12 protein-coding genes and 3 pseudogenes are annotated in these 18,196 nt (G+C 72.7%); 5 read left to right on the plus strand and 10 right to left on the minus strand.

The window, feature by feature from the left end:
• Window positions 1-30: 30 nt before the first annotated feature.
• The 6 genes and pseudogenes from BJF77_RS11965 to BJF77_RS11985 all read right to left on the minus strand — a co-directional run bounded on the left by BJF77_RS11965 (window position 31) and on the right by BJF77_RS11985 (window position 6,264).
• The gene (locus tag BJF77_RS11965; protein WP_075872291.1) at window positions 31-852 is read right to left on the minus strand and encodes a CoA ester lyase; all 822 of its coding nucleotides are present in this window, start codon (window positions 850-852) and stop codon (window positions 31-33) included.
• A 70-nt stretch (window positions 853-922) separates the two neighbouring features.
• A pseudogene (locus BJF77_RS11970) lies at window positions 923-1,392 on the minus strand (MaoC family dehydratase).
• Window positions 1,393-1,420: 28 nt separating this feature from the next.
• Complete coding sequence (locus BJF77_RS21045; RefSeq protein WP_075872292.1) at window positions 1,421-2,581, minus strand: acyl-CoA dehydrogenase family protein; 1,161 nt, start codon at window positions 2,579-2,581, stop codon at window positions 1,421-1,423.
• Entirely contained in the window at window positions 2,578-2,856 is a 279-nt protein-coding gene (locus BJF77_RS21820; protein ID WP_255396243.1) for an acetyl-CoA carboxylase biotin carboxyl carrier protein subunit, read from the minus strand. Before BJF77_RS21820 ends, BJF77_RS21045 begins: the two co-directional genes overlap by 4 nt.
• Before the next feature lie 499 nt (window positions 2,857-3,355).
• A pseudogene (locus BJF77_RS21825) lies at window positions 3,356-4,771 on the minus strand (acetyl/propionyl/methylcrotonyl-CoA carboxylase subunit alpha); the annotation flags it as partial.
• On the minus strand, window positions 4,657-6,264 hold the full coding sequence (locus BJF77_RS11985; protein WP_075872293.1) for a carboxyl transferase domain-containing protein: 1,608 nt from the start codon (window positions 6,262-6,264) through the stop codon (window positions 4,657-4,659). The pseudogene BJF77_RS21825 and the gene BJF77_RS11985, both read right to left, overlap by 115 nt.
• 134 nt (window positions 6,265-6,398) lie before the next feature.
• Between BJF77_RS11985 and BJF77_RS11990 the strand changes: the two genes are divergently transcribed.
• Window positions 6,399-7,112 (plus strand): TetR/AcrR family transcriptional regulator, encoded by a 714-nt coding sequence (locus BJF77_RS11990; protein ID WP_075872294.1) that lies wholly within the window; start codon window positions 6,399-6,401, stop codon window positions 7,110-7,112.
• Window positions 7,109-8,290, plus strand: a complete 1,182-nt coding sequence (locus BJF77_RS11995) for an acyl-CoA dehydrogenase family protein (RefSeq protein ID WP_047803849.1) — start codon at window positions 7,109-7,111, stop codon at window positions 8,288-8,290. Before BJF77_RS11990 ends, BJF77_RS11995 begins: the two co-directional genes overlap by 4 nt.
• Before the next feature lie 30 nt (window positions 8,291-8,320).
• Here the strand turns inward: BJF77_RS11995 and BJF77_RS12000 are convergent, their stop codons facing one another.
• The 4 genes from BJF77_RS12000 to BJF77_RS12015 all read right to left on the minus strand — a co-directional run bounded on the left by BJF77_RS12000 (window position 8,321) and on the right by BJF77_RS12015 (window position 13,204).
• Entirely contained in the window at window positions 8,321-9,151 is an 831-nt protein-coding gene (locus tag BJF77_RS12000) for an IclR family transcriptional regulator (RefSeq protein ID WP_083665124.1), read from the minus strand.
• 153 nt (window positions 9,152-9,304) lie between these two features.
• Complete coding sequence (locus BJF77_RS12005) at window positions 9,305-11,044, minus strand: BCCT family transporter (protein WP_075872296.1); 1,740 nt, start codon at window positions 11,042-11,044, stop codon at window positions 9,305-9,307.
• A 7-nt stretch (window positions 11,045-11,051) separates the two neighbouring features.
• Window positions 11,052-11,828 carry a creatininase gene (locus tag BJF77_RS12010; protein ID WP_075872297.1) on the minus strand — a complete coding sequence of 259 codons (777 nt, stop codon included), beginning with the start codon at window positions 11,826-11,828 and terminating at the stop codon, window positions 11,052-11,054.
• A 113-nt stretch (window positions 11,829-11,941) separates the two neighbouring features.
• Complete coding sequence (locus BJF77_RS12015) at window positions 11,942-13,204, minus strand: M24 family metallopeptidase (protein WP_075872298.1); 1,263 nt, start codon at window positions 13,202-13,204, stop codon at window positions 11,942-11,944.
• Between the two features lie 882 nt (window positions 13,205-14,086).
• Between BJF77_RS12015 and ppsA the strand changes: the two genes are divergently transcribed.
• The 3 genes and pseudogenes from ppsA to BJF77_RS22725 all read left to right on the plus strand — a co-directional run.
• A complete protein-coding gene (gene ppsA / locus BJF77_RS12020; RefSeq protein WP_075872299.1) occupies window positions 14,087-16,486 on the plus strand; it encodes a phosphoenolpyruvate synthase in 2,400 nt (799 codons plus the stop codon).
• Window positions 16,487-16,560: 74 nt separating this feature from the next.
• On the plus strand, window positions 16,561-17,385 hold the full coding sequence (locus BJF77_RS12025; RefSeq protein WP_075872300.1) for a pyruvate, water dikinase regulatory protein: 825 nt from the start codon (window positions 16,561-16,563) through the stop codon (window positions 17,383-17,385).
• A gap of 256 nt (window positions 17,386-17,641) precedes the next feature.
• Window positions 17,642-17,959: pseudogene (locus BJF77_RS22725) on the plus strand (MBL fold metallo-hydrolase); the annotation flags it as partial.
• Window positions 17,960-18,196: the final 237 nt, after the last annotated feature.

Genomic DNA, 18,196 nt, shown 5'->3' on the forward strand with positions numbered 1-18,196 from the left:
TCCTCCGGACGGGGTGGTCGGACACGGGGCTCAGCCGCCGGCGCGGCGCACGAGGCGCTCGGCGTGGCGGAGCAGGGGCTCGTCGACCATCCGCCCGCGGAACGTGAAGACGCCGGCGGCGTCCCGGGCGGCCGCGAGCAGCTCCCGGGCGGCGGCGACCTCCTCCTCGGCGGGGCGGTAGGCGGCGCGGACGGTCTCCACCTGGCCGGGGTGGATGCAGGCGGTGGCGGCGAAGCCGGAGGCCACGGCGTCGAGGGCCTCGTCGCGCAGCCCGTCGAGGTCGGCGATGTCGACGTGCACGGCGTCGACGGCGGGCTTGCCGGCGGCGCCGGCGGCCAGCAGCACCGCGGAGCGGGCGTGCCGGGCGACGTCCCGGTAGGCGCCGTCCGGGCGGCGGGATGAGCTGCCGCCCAGGGAGGCGACCAGGTCCTCGGCGCCCCACATCAGCGCCACCACGTTGGGGGCCCGGGCGATCTCGGCCGCGTTCCCGACGCCCTCGGCGGTCTCGCACAGGGCGATCACCCGGTCCAGGCCGAGCTCCGCGGCGACGGCGAGCCGCTCGGCGGAGGCGGCCTTGGGCAGCATCACGGTGGTGTACCGGGTGTGCCGCAGGGCGACGAGGTCGTGGGCGAAGTCCTCGGTGTCCCCGGCGTTGATCCGCACGACGGTGCGGGCGGGGTCCAGGGGCGTGGCCACGAGGGCGTCCCGGGCGGCGGGCTTGTCCGGCCCGGCCACGGCGTCCTCGAGGTCGAGGATCACGGTGTCGGCCCGCGCGGCGGCCTTGGCGTAGCGGTCGGGGCGGTCGGCCGGGCAGAACAGCAGGGCGGGGCCGAGGGCGGGGTCGTCGGTCACGGGCGGCTCCTTCGGAACGGGTGGTGGGGCGGTGGCGCGGCGGGCACGGGAAGGGTCCCGGGCACCGGGGTCACCGCGGGGCGGCGTCGCGGGACCACATGAGCACGGAGCGGGTGCACTCGGCGACCACCACCCCGTCCTGGTTGCGCCCGACGTGCTTGACGCGCACGATCCCCTGCCCGGGCCGGGAGGAGGACGGGCGGGTGCCGAGGATCTCGGAGGACGAGTACAGGGTGTCGCCGTGGTGCAGCGGGTGCGGGAACCGCACCTCCTCGAAGCCGAGGTTGGCGACGATGGTGCCCTGGGTCAGCTGCGCCACGGAGGCGCCCACGAGGGTGGAGAGCGTGAACATCGAGTTCACCAGGCGCTGCCCGAAGGGCTGGCGCCCGGCCCACGCGGCGTCGAGGTGCAGGGACTGGGTGTTCATGGTGAGGGTGGTGAACAGGACGTTGTCGGCCTCGGTCACCGTGCGCCCGGGGCGTGCTCGTAGACGGTGCCCTCCTCGAACTCCTCGAACCACAGCCCGCGCTGGCGGACCACCTTTCGCGGTGCGCTCACGGCCGCCCCCTCACAGTCCCAGCTCGCGGGCAACGAGCATGAGCTGCACCTCGGTGGTGCCCTCGCCGACCTCGAGGATCTTGGAGTCGCGGTAGTGACGGGCCACCCGGGACTCGTTGATGAACCCGTAGCCGCCGAAGACCTGGGTGGCGTCCCGGGCGTTGTCCATCGCGGCCTCCCCGGCCACGAGCTTGGCGATCGCGGCCTGCGTCTTGAACGGCCGGCCGGCCAGCATCCGGGACGCGGCGTCGTAGTAGGCCAGCCGGGCCGTGTGCGCGCGGGCCTGCATGCGGGCGATCTTGAAGGAGATCGCCTGGTTTCCCCCGATGGGCCGGCCGAAGGAGGTGCGCTCGCCCGCGTAGCGCACCGACTCCTCGACGCAGCCCTGGGCCGCGCCGGTGGCCAGGGCCGCGATGGCGATGCGCCCCTCGTCGAGGATGGACAGGAAGTTGGCGTAGCCGCGCCCCTCCTCGCCCAGGAGGTGGTCCTCCGGGACCCGGACGTCCTGCAGGGACAGCGGGTGGGTGTCCGAGGCGTTCCAGCCGACCTTGTCGTAGGCCTTCTCGGCGCGGAAGCCGGGGGTGTCCGTGGGGACGATGATCGTGGAGATCTCCTTCTTGGCCCGCCCGTCCGGCAGCTGCGTGGTGCCGGTGACCGCGGTGACGTTGACCAGGCGGGTGATGTCCGTGCCGGAGTTGGTGATGAACTCCTTGGCGCCGTCGACCACCCACTGCCCGTCCTCCCGCCTGGCGGTGGTGCGGGTGCCGCCGGCGTCCGAGCCGGCCTCCGGCTCGGTGAGCCCGAAGCCGGCGAGCGCCCGGCCCGTCGCGAGGTCGGGCAGCCACTGCTGCTTCTGCTCCTCGGTGCCGAAGCGGAAGATCGGCATGGCACCCAGCGACACCCCGGCCTCGAGGGTGATGGCCACGGACTGGTCGACCCGGGCGATCTGCTCGAGCGCCAGGCACAGCGCGAAGTAGTCCCCGCCCATCCCGCCGTACTCCTCGGGGAAGGGCAGGCCGAACAGGCCCAGCTCGCCCATCTGCGCCACGATGTCGTAGGGGAACGCGTGGTCCCGGTCGTAGCGGGCCGAGACGGGGGCGATCACCTCGTCGGCGAACTCCCGGACGGTGTCGGAGAGGTCCTGGTACTCCTCGTCGAGCTCGAAGTTCATGCGCTGTGCTCCTGACTGGTCGGATCGGTGGCCGGCGGGGTCCCGGGCGCCGCCGGACCGGTGCCGGGTGCGGTGCCGGGGACGTCGGGCACCACGCGGGCGAGCAGCTGGTGCAGGGCGACCTGCGCTCCGGCCCGCACGGACAGCTCGACGGTTCCGGCGGTGGGGGCGGTCAGCCGGTGCTCCATCTTCATGGCCTCGACGACCACCACGGTCTGCCCCTCCGCGACCCGCTCCCCCGCCGCGATGGGGACCGCGACGACGGTGCCGGGCATGGGCGAGTGCAGCTCGGGCGCGGCGGGCCCCGCCGTGCGCTCCAGGGCCGCGAGCGCCCGCTCCAGCCGCTCCTCGCGGGTCAGCACGTGGAGCTCGACGGCGAACCCGTCCTCGCCCACCCAGACGCTGCCCTCCCCGGCCGCGACGTGGACGACGCGGGCGGTCCCGCCGGCCTCCAGCAGGTGCGCGGCCGCCCGGCCGGGCAGGGGCACCAGGCGCCGCGCCGTCGTCGACGACGGTGCGGCGGGGCTGCTCCAGCCCGTGGGCGAGCTCCACCGCCGGCCGGGCCCGGCCGGTGGGCCGCCAGCCCTCGGCGCGGTCCCAGGGCCCGGAGCCAGGCCCTGGACCGGGCGCGGCGGCCCGGGCCCGCAGGAAGGCGGCCGCGGCGGCGAAGTGGGTCTCGTCCGGGGCGGCGAACTCCAGCTCCGGCAGGCGCCGCTCGATGAGGGTGGTGTCCAGCTCCCCGGCGCGCACGGCGGGATCGGCGAGCAGGGCGCGCAGGTACTCGGTGTTGGTGCCCACCCCGAGCACCACGGTGTCCGCCAGGGCGGAGTCCAGCCGGTCCAGGGCCTGCTCGCGGTCCTCGCCCCAGGCGATCACCTTGGCCAGCATGGGGTCGTAGTCGGAGCCCACCGTGAGGCCCGCGGCCAGGGAGGAGTCCACGCGGATCCCGGGGCCGGAGGGCTCCTCGAGCGCGAGCACGGTGCCGGCGGTGGGCAGGAAGCCGCGCGCGGGGTCCTCGGCGTAGACCCGCGCCTCCACCGCGTGGCCGGTGAGCACCACGTCCTGCTGGGCCAGGGCGAGGGGCTCCCCCGCGGCGACGCGCAGCTGGTGCTCCACGAGGTCCACGCCGGTCACCAGCTCGGTCACCGGGTGCTCGACCTGCAGGCGGGTGTTCATCTCCATGAAGAAGAACTCCTCCGGCCGGTCCGCGGCCACGAGGAACTCCACGGTCCCGGCGCCGGCGTAGCCGACCGAGCGGGCCACCCGGCAGGCGGCCTGCCCGATCCGCTCCCGCGTGGCGGGGTCCAGCAGCGGCGAGGGCGCCTCCTCGATCACCTTCTGGTGCCGGCGCTGCAGCGAGCACTCGCGCTCGCCCAGGTGGACCACGGTCCCGTGCGTGTCGGCGAGGACCTGGACCTCGATGTGCCGGGGGGACTCGATGAGCCGTTCCAGGAACAGGGTGTCTTCCCCGAACGCGGCGGCCGCGACCCGGCGGGCGGTGGCGAGGGCCTCGGGCAGCCGCTCGGGGTCCTCGACCACGTGCATGCCCTTGCCGCCGCCCCCGGCCGAGGGCTTGATCAGCAGCGGGTAGTCCATGCCGGCGGCGGCGGCCACCAGGGCGTCGTCGTCGAGGCCCGGGTCCGAGACCCCGGCCACGACGGGCACCCCGGCGGCGGCCACGTGCCGCTTGGCGCGGATCTTGTCCCCCATGATCTCCAGGGCCTCGGCGCCGGGGCCGACGAAGGCGATGCCGGCCGCGGCGCACGCGCGGGCCAGGCCGGCGTTCTCGGAGAGGAACCCGTAGCCGGGGTGGACCGCCTGCGCCCCGGTGGCGCGGGCGGCCTCGACCACGGCGTCGATGCGCAGGTAGCTCTGCGCCGGCGCGGCCGGGCCCACGCACACGGCCACGTCGGCCTCGCGCACGTGCACCGCGTCGCGGTCGGCCTCGCTGTAGATCGCGACCGAGCGGATGCCCAGCGCTTTGAGGGTGCGCAGGATCCGGCGGGCGATCTCGCCGCGGTTGGCGACGAGCACGACGTCGAAGCGGCGCGGGGGCGTGCTGGGAGTCACGGGGCTCACATCCTGAAGAGGCCGAAGGCCGGCTCGGGCAGCGGGGCGCGGGAGCAGACCTCGAGGGCCAGCCCGAGCACCTCGCGGGTGTCGGAGGGGGCGATCACGCCGTCGTCCCACATCCGGGCGGTGGAGTACCAGGGGTTGCCCTGCTCCTCGTACTGCCGGCGGATGGGCGCCATGAACGCCTCGCGCTCCTCCGCGTCCCAGTCCTGCCCGCGGGCGGCCAGCTGGTCGGCCTTTACGGTGGCCAGCACCGAGGCGGCCTGCGTCCCGCCCATCACCGAGATCCTCGCCTGGGGCCACAGGAACAGGAACCGCGGGGAGTAGGCGCGCCCGCACATGGAGTAGTTGCCGGCCCCGAAGGACCCCCCGATCACCACGGTCAGCTTCGGGACCCGGGTGGTGGCCACGGCGGTGACCATCTTGGCGCCGTGCTTGGCGATGCCGCCGGCCTCGTAGTCGCGGCCCACCATGAAGCCGGTGATGTTCTGCAGGAACAGCAGCGGGATCCCGCGCTGGTCGCACAGCTCGATGAAGTGGGCGCCCTTCATCGCCGACTCGGCGAAGAGCACCCCGTTGTTGGCCACGATGCCCACCGGGTGGCCGTGCAGGTGGGCGAAGCCGGTGACGAGCGTGGTGCCGTACTCCGCCTTGAACTCGGCGAAGCGGGACCCGTCCACGAGGCGGGCGATCACCTCGCGCACGTCGTAGCCGGCGTTGGGGTCCACCGGGACCGCGCCGGCCAGCTCGTCCTCGGCCACGGCCGGTGGCTCCGCCGCCCGGACCGGCCAGGCGCGGGGGGCGGGCGGGGGCAGGGTCGCGACGATGTCGCGGACGATCTCCAGGGCGTGCTCGTCGTTCTCCGCGAGGTGGTCGACCACCCCGGAGACGGCCGCGTGCAGCTCGCCGCCGCCCAGCTCCTCCGCGGTGACCTCCTCGCCGGTGGCGGCCTTCACCAGCGGCGGGCCGCCGAGGAAGATCGTGCCCTGTCCGCGCACGATCACGGTCTCGTCGCTCATCGCCGGCACGTAGGCCCCGCCGGCGGTGCAGGAGCCCAGCACCGCGGCGATCTGGGCGACGCCCGCGGCCGAGAGGTTGGCCTGGTTGTAGAAGATCCGCCCGAAGTGCTCGCGGTCCGGGAAGACCTCGTCCTGCAGCGGCAGGAACGCCCCGCCGGAGTCCACGAGGTAGACGCAGGGCAGCCGGTTCTCGAGGGCGATCTCCTGGGCGCGCAGGTGCTTCTTGACCGTCATGGGGTAGTACGTGCCGCCCTTGACCGTGGCGTCGTTGCAGACGACCATCACCTGCCGGCCGTGCACGAGCCCGATGCCGGCGATCAGCCCGGCGGCGGGGCACTCGTCGTCGTACATTCCCTCGGCCGCCAGGGCGCCGACCTCCAGGAACGGGCTGCCGGGGTCGAGCAGGTGGTCCACCCGCTCGCGCGGCAGCAGCTTGCCGCGGCCCACGTGCCGCGCCCGCGAGGCCGCCGGCCCGCCCTGCGCCACCCGCTCCAGGCGTGCCCCGAGCTCCTCGACGAGCCGGTGCTGGGCGGCCGCGTTGGCGCCGAAGTCCGGGCTGCCCGGGTCCACCCGGCTGCTCAGCACCCGCATCCGTTCCTCCGTCCCGATCCGGCCCCGGGTCCGGGAGGCCCTTTCGGTTAGTCTGGACTAACTTGGTCGTCAGGTTAGTGGCGACTCACTAAAATGTCCAGGAACGCCCGCCCCGCCGCCGGAAGAAGGACCGCATGCCGCAGACCGACCGCCGACCCAGCCCGCAGCCCACCACGGTGCGCGGGCAGGCGAAGGCCCGGCGCCGGCAGGACCTGCTCGCCGCCTCCGCCACGCTCTTCGCCGAGCGGGGCTTCGCCGGGGTCTCGATCGACGACATCGGCGCAGCCGCGGGCGTCAGCGGCCCCGCGGTCTACCGGCACTTCGCGAGCAAGCAGGCCGTCCTGGGCGCGGTGCTGCTCGAGGTCAGCCACGACCTGCTCGAGCGCGGCCGCGAGGTGGCCCGGCACGCCCCCGACCCACAGCGGCGACTGCGGCACCTGGTCCGCTTCCAGGTCGACTTCGCCCTGCACCGCCCCGCCGTGATCGTGGTGCAGGACCGGGAGCTGCCCAACCTGACGGCCGAGGACCGCCGCACGGTGCGCGTGCTCCAGCGCGGCTACGTGACCCTGTGGGTCGAGGCCCTGCGCGAGCTCGCCCCCGCGCGCGAGGTCGCCGACCTCACCCTGCGCGCCCAGGCCGCCTTCGGACTGATCAACTCCACCCCGCACTCCCTGCGGGCCGCACAGCGGCTGCGCACTCCGCAGGAGGCGGAGCGTCTCGACGCCGCCCGGGCCGCGCTCGAGGAGATGGCCTGGGCCGCGCTGCGCACCGCGATCCGCCCGGACCCCACCGATCACCCGGACGCCGCCGGCCACCCGGTTCCCACCAGCACAGGAGGCACCCCATGACTCCCACCCCGGCCGTCCAGCCCTTCTTCGAGGAGGAGCACGAAGAGTTCCGCGGCGTCGCCCGCGAGTTCGTGGCGCGCGAGGTCACCCCCCACTACGCGCAGTGGGACGCCGAGCACCTGATGCCGCGCAGCATGTGGACCGCCGCCGGCGAGGCGGGCCTGCTCGGCCTCGCCGTGCCCGAGGAGCACGGCGGCATGGGCCTGACCGACTACCGGTTCCGCGCCGTGCTCGACGAGGAGCTGGTCCGCGGCGGAGCCCTCGGCGTGGCCCTGGCGCTGCACCTCAACGACGACTGGGTGCTGCCCCACCTGCTCGCCCACGGCACCGCGGAGCAGCAGGAGCGGTGGCTGCCGCGGATCCTCACCGGGGAACTGGTCACCTCGGTGGCCTGGACCGAGCCGGGCGCCGGGTCCGACCTGCGCGGGGTGCGCACGAGGGCCGTGCGCGACGGCGAGGACTGGGTGCTCAACGGCCAGAAGACCTTCATCGGCAACGGGATCAGCGGGGACGCCGCCCTGGTGCTGGCCCGCACGGACGGGCGCGCCGAGCGCGCCGGGGAGGACAGCTTCAGCCTCTTCCTGGTGCACAGGACGGACTCCCCCGGCTACTCGGCCGGCAAGCAGCTGGACAAGATGGGCGTGCGGGCCTCGGACACCGCCGAGCTGTTCTTCGAGGACGTCCGCGTCCCCGGCGCGAACCTGATCGGGGCGGAGGGCGGCGGGCTGCGGCAGATCCGGCAGCTGCTGCCCCAGGGGCGGCTGGCGGTCGCCGTGGCCGCCAGCGCCGTGGCGCGCGCCACGCTCGAGTCCACCCTTGACTACACCCGGGAGCGCACGGCCTTCGGCACCCGGGTGCTGGACTTCCAGCACTCCCGGTTCGAGGTCGCGGAGCTGACGGTCGAGGTGGAGGTCACCGAGGCCTACGTCCAGCGGGCCGTGCACGCGTTCAACGCCGGGGCGCTCGACGTCGTCGGGGCCTCCAAGGCCAAGTACTGGGCGAGCGAGCGGGCCAAGGCCGTCACGGACCGGTGCCTGCAGCTGCACGGCGGCTACGGCTACATCCTCGACTACCCGGTGGCCCAGGCCTACCTCGCCTCCCGGCTGCTGACGATCTTCGGGGGCACGAGCGAGATCCTGCGGGAGACGATCGGGCGGGACGCGGCCTCCACCGGGTGACGGCCGCGGCCCCGGGCCGACGGGACCCGGTCAGCGCACCTCCAGGGACGCCCGCCCGGTGCGGCGGGCCCCCACAGGGGCCCCGAGCCGCTGGGACACCTCCCGGGCCGCCGCCACGGCGGCGGCGGAGAGCTGCTGGGCCTGTTCGGGCGTGACCCGGTAGCGCGGCGCCGCGACCATGACGGCCGCGACCGTCCGGTCCCGGTGATCGCGGACGGCGGCGGCGACGCCGACCTCGTCCATCGAGGTCTTGCCGTAGTTGAGGGCCACCCCCTCCTCGGCGACCTGTCGCAGTGACTCCAGGTAGGCCCCGACGCTTGCCTCGGTGGGGTCGGGCAGCTCGATGATCCCGGACAGCAGCAGCGCCTGCGCCCGCTCCGGTGGCTGCTCCGCGAGGAAGAGCTGCACCGAGGCGCTGAGCGCGGTGTTGTACCTGGTGCCCAGCGGCGTGGTGTGCTTGATCTGCCGCGGGCTGGGGATCTGCTCCACACAGACGGCCTGATCGTCGCTCCAGACCATCAGAGCGCTCGTCTCGCCGGTCTGCTCGGTCAGCTCCAGCAGCACCGGGTACGCCGCGCGCCGCTCGTCCAGCTCGGCCAGCAGCGGACCCGCCACGGAGATCAGGCCGAGGCCCAGGCGGTAGCGGCGCGTCTGCGGATCGCGCTCCACCACGTTCTCCTGCTCCAGGGTCACCAGGAGCCGGGAGACCGTGCTCTTGTGCAGCCCCACGCGGGCGGCGATCTCGGTCACCCCCAGCAGTGGTTCGTCCACGGAGAAGCAGCGCAGGACCCGCAGCGCGTGGGAGACGACGGACGCGGCGCGGGCCTCGCCGGGGGAGGTGTTCTCGGATGGTGGCGTCATAGGACTTCTCATTCTGCGTCACGGGGGCGGGACGTTCACCACGACGCGTCCGGGAGGTGGGAACGCGGGCTGCGCTCCCACCTCCCGGACGCGCCGGGACAGTCGGCCGGCGGGGACGACGTGCCCATCGCGACCACCCGTCGGGCGCGGGGGTCAGCGCTGCGGTCGGGGATCAACGACCGGCGGGACCGGCTCCGGGACGGCCGCGGTGCGCCGCACCGGACCCTCCCCCGCCCCCGCCGGGGTGCCGTCGGTGCCGGGGACGTCCGGCGAGGGGTCGTTGACCTCCCGCTCCAGGCGCTCGGTCCCCGGCGTGCGGGTCAGCAGCCGGCGCACGAGGTTCGCGATCATCAACAGGATGACGAAGGAGAACGGGAAGGCTCCGATGATGGTGCCGGTCTGCACCGTGTCGACCACCGCGGTGCCGCCGAGGGTGAGCAGCGTGAGCGCCACGGCGGCGATGCTGGCGACGAGCACCACGCGGAAGATCGGCCCGGCCCGGCGGGGCGCGGAGACGAACTCGGCCAGGGCGTGCGCGCCGGAGTCCAGGGAGGTGACGTAGTAGGTGGCGACCAGGACGGTGGCCACCACGAGCAGGAGTGAGCCGACGACGGGGACGGACTCGAGCATGACGAACAGCCCGCTGGAGGTGTCCGCCGCGACCGCCGCGGAGATGCCGCGGTCGCTGCGGTCGTCGTAGTGCAGAGCGGCCGAGCCGATGATCCCGATCCAGACCATGACGATCAGCGAGGGGATCACGGTGACGCCGATGACGAACTCGCGGATGGTGCGGCCGCGGGAGATGCGGGCGATGAAACCGGCCACGAAGGGGCTGAAGGCGATGACCCAGCACCAGATGAACACGGTCCACCAACCGTTCCAGCTGTCCTGCCAGGTGGCGAGACCCTGCCCGGCGGTGCCGGCGTCGGTCCAGAAGCTCATCGCCGGGAAGTGGGCGAAGAAGGACCCGAACGTCTGCGTGACGTTCGAGACGATGAAGATGGTGGGACCGGCGACGAGCACGGCCACGAGCAGCACGATGCTCAGCACGGAGTTCACTTCGCTGATCCGCTTCATGCCCTTGTTGATGCCGAAGAACGCGGAGGCCGCGGTCAGGCCGGCCAGCCCCAGGATGACGAGCAGCCAGACCCCCGGGCCGGAGGACAGCCCGGTGAAGGAAGCGAGCCCCGAGCTGAACTGCAGGGCGGCGAAGCCGAAGGAGGTGGCCAGGCCCAGCACGGTCGCGATGATCGCGAGCAGCTCCACCACCACGCCCGCCCCGCGCTGGGACCATGTCGGGAGGACGTCGACCGTGGCCTCACGGAAGGTGAGGGTCTTGCCGAGGTTGTGGTGGGAGTAGGCGAGGCAGACCGCGACCACGCAGTACATGGCCCAGGCGGTGAAGCCCCAGTGGAAGTAGGACCACACCATCGCGCCCTCGGCCCCACCGTCCTGCCCCGCAGGGACGACGGGGTTCTCGTCCCGCAGCAGGATCGGTTCGGCGACCGACCAGAAGATCAGCCCGATGCCCTGCCCGCAGGCGAAGAGCATCGAGTACCAGGCGAACTTGCCGTGCTCCGGGCGGGCGTCCGGTCCGCCGAGGCGGATGCTGCCGACCCGGCTGAAGGCCAGCCACGCGCAGACGGCGACCGCCACGAGCGAATAGGCGATGAACAGCCAGGTGAAGCTGCCGGTGACGAAGGTGCGGGCCGCGGAGATGGCCTCGGCCGCGCCGCCCGGGTTGACGGTGACCACGGCCAGCACGGCGACGATGAGCACCGGAGGCAGGACCGTGATGACGGCCCGGTCCAGAGCGGGCAGGTTCCGCCCTCGGAACCGCGGCACGGTCCTGGCCTCGGCTGCGGCCTCCGCGGAGGCGTCGGTCTTCTTCATGTCGTTCTCACTTCCCGAACTCGCTGGTGACCGCCCGGACGATGCCGGAGCGGACGGTGGAGAGCAGCAGCTCGCCGCGTTCTGCGGTGGCGCCTGTGGGGGAGGAGAGGCACCCGGAGCTCGGAGTGCGGGCCGGGTCCTCGGGGAAGACGTCGTAGGGGCTCAGCTCGGCGGGGGGATGGGCGGGAGCCCGGGACATGTCGACCTTGTCGGGGTGCAGGTGGAGCATCAGTGCGGTCTCGAGCACTCCCCCGTGCTCCACGTCCCAGCCGAGGAAGCCGTCCGGGAAGACGGCCTCCAGGGCCTGGTCGTCGACGAAGTCCCAGTAGGAGAGCAGCATGGCCCGGCTGCCGTCGAGGCCGCCGGCCCGGGCCTGCCGCACCGCGAGGTCGAGTCCCTCGTAGAGGAACTGGTAGTTCTCGAAGTGGCCGTTGACCACCGCGATCCGGCGGATGCCGTGGCGGAAGAACTCGAGCACGACGTCCTGGGTCTGCAGCACGAGGGCCTGCCCGGACAGGCTCGTCGTGCCGGGACGGTGGTTGCCGCCCCCGGAGCGGGGCTGGGACTTGTAGCCGTAGCTGAAGGTCGGTGCCACCAGGGCGCCGAGCTCCTCCGCGGCTGCGGCGCAGACGGCGCGGGAGAGCATCGCGTCCACCCCCAGCGGCAGGTGGGGGCCGTGCTGCTCCGTGGCCCCCGTGGGGATGAGCACCAGTCCTCGGCCTCCGGCCACGTAGTCCTGGTAGCTGTGCGCGTCGAGATCCTCGAGAGAGCGGGTGGTGACCACCGTGGTCCTTCCGTGCCGTGGGTGCGGCTGTGTGGTGCGGCTGTGTGGTGCGGCTGCGGAGGCCGCCGGGGACGGCGGCGGCGCGTTGCGGCGCCGCCGCCGTCGGGCTCCGTCTAGGCGGACACGATGTTGTGCTCGGGGCCGTACGGGAACTTGGTGATGTTCTCCGCGCCGTCCTCGCCGACCACGAGGATGTCGTGCTCGCGGTAGCCGCCGGCGCCCGGCTCGCCCTCGGGGACCGTGATCATCGGTTCCATGGACACGACCATGCCCGGCTCCAGCACGGTATCGATGTCCTCGCGCAGCTCCAGGCCGGCCTCGCGGCCGTAGTAGTGGCTGAGCACTCCGAAGGAGTGCCCGTAGCCGAAGGTGCGGTTGGCCAGCAGGCCGTGGGAGACGAAGATCTCGTTGAGTTCCGCCGCGATGTCCTTGCACACCGCGCCCGGCTTGATCAGCTCGAGGCCGCGCTCGTGCACCTGGACGTTGATCTCCCACAGCTCGCGCGAGCGGGCGTCCGGCTCGCCGAGGAACAGGGTGCGCTCGAGGGCGGTGTAGTACCCGGAGGTCATCGGGAAGCAGTTCAGGGACAGGATGTCGCCCCGGCGCAGCGTGCGGGTGGTGGCCCAGTTGTGGGCGCCGTCGGTGTTGATCCCGGACTGGAACCACACCCAGGTGTCGCGGACCTCGCGGTGCGGGAAGGTGCGGGCGATCTCGTGGACCATGGCCTCGGTGCCGGCCAGTGCGACCTCGTACTCGCTGATGCCCTCACGGATGGCGGCGCGGATGGCCTCGCCGCCGAGGTCGCCGATGCGGGCGCCGTGCTTGATGACCTCGATCTCCTCGGCGGACTTGACCATGCGCTGGCGCATGGCCTCCTGGGAGACGTCGGTCAGCTCAGCATCCGCGAACGCGGCCTGGATGCGCCGGCGGGTCAGCAGCGGCAGGGCGTCGTCCTCCACGCCGATCCGGCGGGCCTGCACCCCGCGCCGGCGCAGGACCTCCTGGAGGGCGAAGTAGAAGTTGTCGCGCTGCCAGTCGGTGTAGACGACGTTGTCGCCGTAGCTCGTGCGCCACGGCATGCCGGCGTCGATGTTGGCGGTGACCGTGACGGAGTCGTCGGCGGTGACGACCAGGGCGTAGTTGCGGCCGAACGTGGTGTACAGGAAGTCCGAGTAGTACTTGATGCCGTGGTAGCTGGTCAGCACGACGGCGTCGAGCTGCTTGTCGGCCATGATCTTCCGCAGGCCGGCGAGGCGGCGCTCGAACTCGGCGTCGGAGAAGGTCAGCTGCTCCTTCTGCCCGTTGTGCAGGATCTTCAGGCGCTCGAGCTCGGCGACCGAGGAGGCACTGGGAACGGTGGTGGGCGAGGTGGTCATGGTCGTCCTTTCGTGGAGCGGACCCCGTGCGGAATGCCGGGGATGGGTCACGGGAGGCGCCGCACCGCGACGTCGGTGCCGCCGGCCTCGACGAAGGTGCGGATGCCGCTGTCGCGCCCGACAGCTGCTGGGTGGTTCCGTCCCGATCGCTGAGTGTTGCACTCATCACAACCAAGTTGCTTCACTGTAGAAAGTGATCCACACCACGGTCAAGAGCTCGGAGCAAAGTCAGGGATTGCTGCAATTCTCCGGATCCTGAAGGCATCGCTCACATGAGTAAGTGTTGCAATGAGCGCAACTCTGCAAATCCAGCCGACCTCTTTCCGCACCGGTGGACCAAGGTGCCACCTGGCCACGGACCGCAACACTCTTCCCGGGCTCGTATATGAGTGATATATCTGTTGACGACATAGTTGTCGGCCACTGCACGAGCAGGAGTGGGGTGTCATGCGTCGTGCTCGACCCGGGGCGTCGGAGGACCCGGACCGGCCGCCGAACACGCGACCAGGCCTGACCCTCCCCGCGGACGCTGTGGAGCGCTCGAGCGAGCAGACCGGTCGCGCCCATTGAGCGTCACCATGGCGGCGATCCCCCTCACGCACGGCGACGGCCGCCAGTCCGTCGCAGCACGGGGAACCACCGGGTCCGGGCGCACCTGTCCGCCGGCAACCACGGGCTCCCCGCCAGGGGCGACGAACCATCAAATCCTTCTCTTCCGCGGGACACGTAGATGCTCACCGATCGTGCCCCGGCCATCTCCATCGACGACGAGACCCTCATCCGTACAGCCGGATCCGGCGCCGCTCAGGGCGCCGCTGCGTCCGGCTCTTCTCGACGACATGACCGCCGCCTGCTCGAACGCACCTCTAGGAGACGATTCCGATGACCCATGTTCTTCCGTTCACCGCGATCGGCCTGTCCGACCTCCCGGAGGTGGGGGGCAAGAACGCCTCCCTGGGGGAGCTGATCCGCAACCTGGGCAGCGCCGGGGTGCAGGTTCCCGGCGGCTTCGCCACCACGGCCACGGCTTTCCGGGAGTTCCTGGCGGCCTCGGGGCTGGAGGCGCGGATCGCCGGGGTCCTGGAGGGCCTCGACGCCGGCGACGTGAGCGCCCTGGCCGCCGCCGGCAGCCGGGTCCGCTCGCTGATCCGGCAGGCGCCGCTGCCGCCCGCCCTGGAGGAGGCGATCCGCGCCGCGTACGAGCAGCTGTCCGCCGCCCAGCCCGACGGGGTGGAGGCGTCCTGGGCGGTGCGCTCCAGCGCCACGGCGGAGGACCTGCCGCACGCCTCCTTCGCCGGCCAGCAGGAGACCTACCTCAACGTGCGGGGCGTGGAGAACGTCCTGGCCGCGGTCCAGGACGTCTTCGCGTCCCTGTACAACGACCGGGCGATCGCCTACCGGGTCCACCACGGCTTCACCCACGCCGAGGTGGCGCTGTCGGTGGGCGTGCAGAAGATGGTGCGGTCCGACGTGGGGGCCTCGGGAGTGATGTTCACCATGGACACCGAGTCCGGCTTCACCGACGCGGTGTTCATCACCTCGTCCTACGGGCTGGGTGAGGCCGTGGTGCAGGGGGCGGTGAACCCGGACGAGTTCTACGTCCACAAGCCCGCCCTGGCCGCCGGCCGCCCGGCCGTGCTCAAGCGCGGGCTCGGGGAGAAGGCCCTGCAGATGACCTACACGGACTCCCGGGACCTGGGGGCGACGGTGGGCTTCGTGCCCGTGCCGGTGCAGCTGCGGAACCGGTTCAGCCTCACCGACGCGCAGGTGGAGCAGCTGGCCCGCTACGCGGTGGCCATCGAGGCCCACTACGGCCGCCCGATGGACATCGAGTGGGGCCTGGACGGGACCGACGGGCGCCTCTACATCCTCCAGGCCCGTCCGGAGACCGTCGTCTCCCGCCGGGCGGCCGGTGCGGTCTCCCGCTACCGGCTCGAGGGCAGCGGCACGGTGCTGACCCGGGGCCGGGCGATCGGCCAGCGCATCGGCGCCGGCCAGGTCCGCGTCCTGGGCTCCCACGAGGAGATGGCCTCGTTCCAGGCCGGGGACGTGCTGGTGGCCTCGATGACGGACCCGGACTGGGAGCCGATCATGAAGAAGGCCGCCGCGATCGTCACCGACCGCGGCGGCCGCACCTGCCACGCGGCGATCATCGCCCGGGAGCTGGGCATCCCCGCCGTCGTCGGGGCCGGGAACGCCACCGCGGTGCTGGCCGACGGGGACCCGGTGACGGTCTCCTGCGCCGAGGGCGAGGCCGGCCTGGTCTACGCGGGACTGCTGGACTACACCGTGGAGGAGACCTCCCTGGAGGCGATGCCGGAGGCGCCGCTGAAGATCATGATGAACGTCGGCACCCCCGAGCAGGCCTTCGCCTTCGCCCAGCTGCCCCACCACGGCGTGGGGCTGGCCCGGCTGGAGTTCATCATCAACCGGCAGATCGGCATCCACCCCCTGGCGCTGCTGGCCCTGGAGCAGGACGGGACGAGCCTGCCGGCCGAGGTGGCCGGACAGATCCGGGAGCGGATCGCCGCCTACGACGGGCCGCGGGAGTACTACGTGCAGCGCCTGGCCGAGGGCATCGCCACGATCGCGGCGGCCTTCGCCCCCGAACCGGTGATCGTCCGGCTGTCGGACTTCAAGTCCAACGAGTACGCCAACCTGCTCGGCGGCCCGATCTTCGAGCCGGAGGAGGAGAACCCCATGATCGGGTTCCGCGGCGCCTCCCGCTACCTCTCCCCCGCCTTCTGGCCGGCCTTCGAGCTCGAGTGCGCGGCGGTGCGGCACGCGCGCACCGCCATGGGGCTGACCAACATCAAGCTCATGGTCCCGTTCGTGCGCACCCTCGCCGAGGCCCAGGGCGTGGTGGAGCTGCTGGCCGCCAACGGACTGGCGCGCGGGGAGGACGGCCTGGAGATCGTCATGATGTGCGAGCTGCCGGCCAACGCGCTGCTGGCCGAGGCTTTCCTGGAGCACTTCGACGGGTTCTCCATCGGCTCCAACGACCTCACCCAGCTCACCCTGGGCCTGGACCGCGACTCCGCCCTGGTCGCCTCCTCCTTCGACGAGCGCGACCCGGCGGTCAAGAAGCTGCTGGGCCTGGCCATCGCCGCCTGCCGGGCGAAGGGCAAGTACGTCGGGATCTGCGGGCAGGGACCCAGCGACCACCCCGACCTGGCCGCCTGGCTGCTGGAGCAGGGCATCGACTCCGTCTCCCTGAACCCCGACGCCGTCGTGGACACCTGGCTGTCCCTGGCCCGCACCGCACCCCAGCCCAGCACCTGAGACGCCCCGTCCCGGCGCCCCGCGCGCCGGGACGGGCCCGCGGTCGGCACGACGAGAGACAGGCACGCAACGACATGACCGAGACCTGCCCCGTGGCGTTCTTCGTCTCGGACAGCACGGGCATCACCGCCGAGACCCTGGGCAGCACGCTGATCACGCAGTTCCCGGACCAGCCCTTCGAGCGTCACACCGTGCCGTTCGTCGTCACCGTGGAGCGTGCACGGCAGGTGGCGGACCGGATCGACGCCGTGGCCGCCGCCGGGCGGGTGCCGGTGGTGTTCTCCACCGTCGTCGACCCGGACATCCGTGGTGTCCTCGCCGGCAGCCGCGGCTTCTTCGTGGACCTGTTCGGCACCCACATCCCCCAGCTCGAGACCGCGCTGCACGCCACCACCAGCCTGCAGCCGGGCAGAGCCCACGGCCTGGGGAACGCCATCCGGTACCAGCGGCGGATGTCGGCGGTGGAGTACGCCATGGAGCACGACGACGGCCAGTCCATCCGGGCCCTCGAGCGGGCGGACCTGATCCTCATCGCCCCGTCGCGCTGCGGCAAGACCCCCACCAGCATGTACCTGGCCCTGCAGCACGGCATCCGCGCCGCCAACTTCCCCCTGGTGGACGAGGACTTCGAGCAGCACTCCCTGCCCGCACCCGTGGCGCCCCACGTCGGCAAGTGCTTCGGGCTCACCTCCTCGCCGATGCGGCTCAGCCAGGTGCGCCAGGAACGACGACCCGCGACGGTCTACGCCTCCCTCGCACAGTGCTCGTACGAGCTGCGCAACGCCGAGGAGATGTACGTCCTGAACGGCATCCCGCACGTCAGCTCCGCCTCCATGTCCGTCGAGGAGATCTCCGCCATGATCCTCCAGCAGATGCAGTTCGACGACGCCGCCCCTTGACAGGAGGAGTGCTCTCGCAGAGACTTTCCCCACCCATGATGTTGCGTAATGCGATACGTGTTGCAACAGGTGAGTCGAGCTGACGTTCCGGCCGAGGCCCCTCGGCCACCGGTGGCGGTGGCCGCCACCCAGACAGAGAGGAAGACGCGATGTGCCGAGTCGACCGCGCGGTGTCCCCGGGCAGCAGTCGGAGGCGGCGCACGGAGACGCCCCCGGCACCGGCCTCCGTGGCCGGAGAGGCCCACGAGGCAGCAGGATGAGCACCGGCTGCGTGTCCGGGCAGCTTCCGGCGCCGGGCGCGGGCCGTGCGGAGCAGGGGCCGGCGGCCGCCCCTCCGGGCGGTGCAGCGGGCTCCACCGACCGGGCCCGGGTCGAGCGCCTGGTGACCTCCGGGACCTTCTCCCTCGACGGAGGCACGTGGCAGGTGGAGAACAACGTGTGGATCGTCGGCGACGACGAGCAGTGCGTGGTCATCGACCCGGCCCACGACGCCGCTGCCGTGACCGCGGACGCGGGGGCCCGTAACACCCGAGCCGCCCTTGTGACCCACAGCCACGACGACCACATCCGCGCCGAGGCCCCTCACCTGCAGGAGTGGATCGACCGCTGCCCCTGACGCCCGGGTGCCGGCGCGACCCGTGCCGGCACCCCAGCGGGGACCACCACGTCACCCGCCCCTCACCCCTCACCCCCGAAGGGTCGGCCGCGCCCCGCCACGGCGGCTGCGTCCGGCCCCACGACGAAGGAGAATCGTGTCTCATCATCCGATCCGAGTGGCGGTGGCCGGTGTCGGCAACTGCGCCTCGTCCTT

This window comes from Kocuria sp. CNJ-770, assembly GCF_001942375.1.
GTDB classification, from domain to species: Bacteria; Actinomycetota; Actinomycetes; order Actinomycetales; family Micrococcaceae; genus Kocuria; species Kocuria oceani.

What these genes read in the sequence shown, in the direction of transcription:
- BJF77_RS12025 (WP_075872300.1), top strand. Translation starts at nt 16,561, where the DNA reads ATGACCGAGACCTGCCCCGTGGCGTTCTTCGTCTCGGACAGCACGGGC.
- BJF77_RS12000 (WP_083665124.1), bottom strand. Translation starts at nt 9,151, where the DNA reads ATGACGCCACCATCCGAGAACACCTCCCCCGGCGAGGCCCGCGCCGCG.
- BJF77_RS11995 (WP_047803849.1), top strand. Translation starts at nt 7,109, where the DNA reads ATGACTCCCACCCCGGCCGTCCAGCCCTTCTTCGAGGAGGAGCACGAA.
- BJF77_RS11985 (WP_075872293.1), bottom strand. Translation starts at nt 6,264, where the DNA reads ATGCGGGTGCTGAGCAGCCGGGTGGACCCGGGCAGCCCGGACTTCGGC.
- BJF77_RS11990 (WP_075872294.1), top strand. Translation starts at nt 6,399, where the DNA reads ATGCCGCAGACCGACCGCCGACCCAGCCCGCAGCCCACCACGGTGCGC.
- ppsA (WP_075872299.1), top strand. Translation starts at nt 14,087, where the DNA reads ATGACCCATGTTCTTCCGTTCACCGCGATCGGCCTGTCCGACCTCCCG.
- BJF77_RS12005 (WP_075872296.1), bottom strand. Translation starts at nt 11,044, where the DNA reads ATGAAGAAGACCGACGCCTCCGCGGAGGCCGCAGCCGAGGCCAGGACC.
- BJF77_RS21045 (WP_075872292.1), bottom strand. Translation starts at nt 2,581, where the DNA reads ATGAACTTCGAGCTCGACGAGGAGTACCAGGACCTCTCCGACACCGTC.
- BJF77_RS21820 (WP_255396243.1), bottom strand. Translation starts at nt 2,856, where the DNA reads ATGCCCGGCACCGTCGTCGCGGTCCCCATCGCGGCGGGGGAGCGGGTC.
- BJF77_RS12015 (WP_075872298.1), bottom strand. Translation starts at nt 13,204, where the DNA reads ATGACCACCTCGCCCACCACCGTTCCCAGTGCCTCCTCGGTCGCCGAG.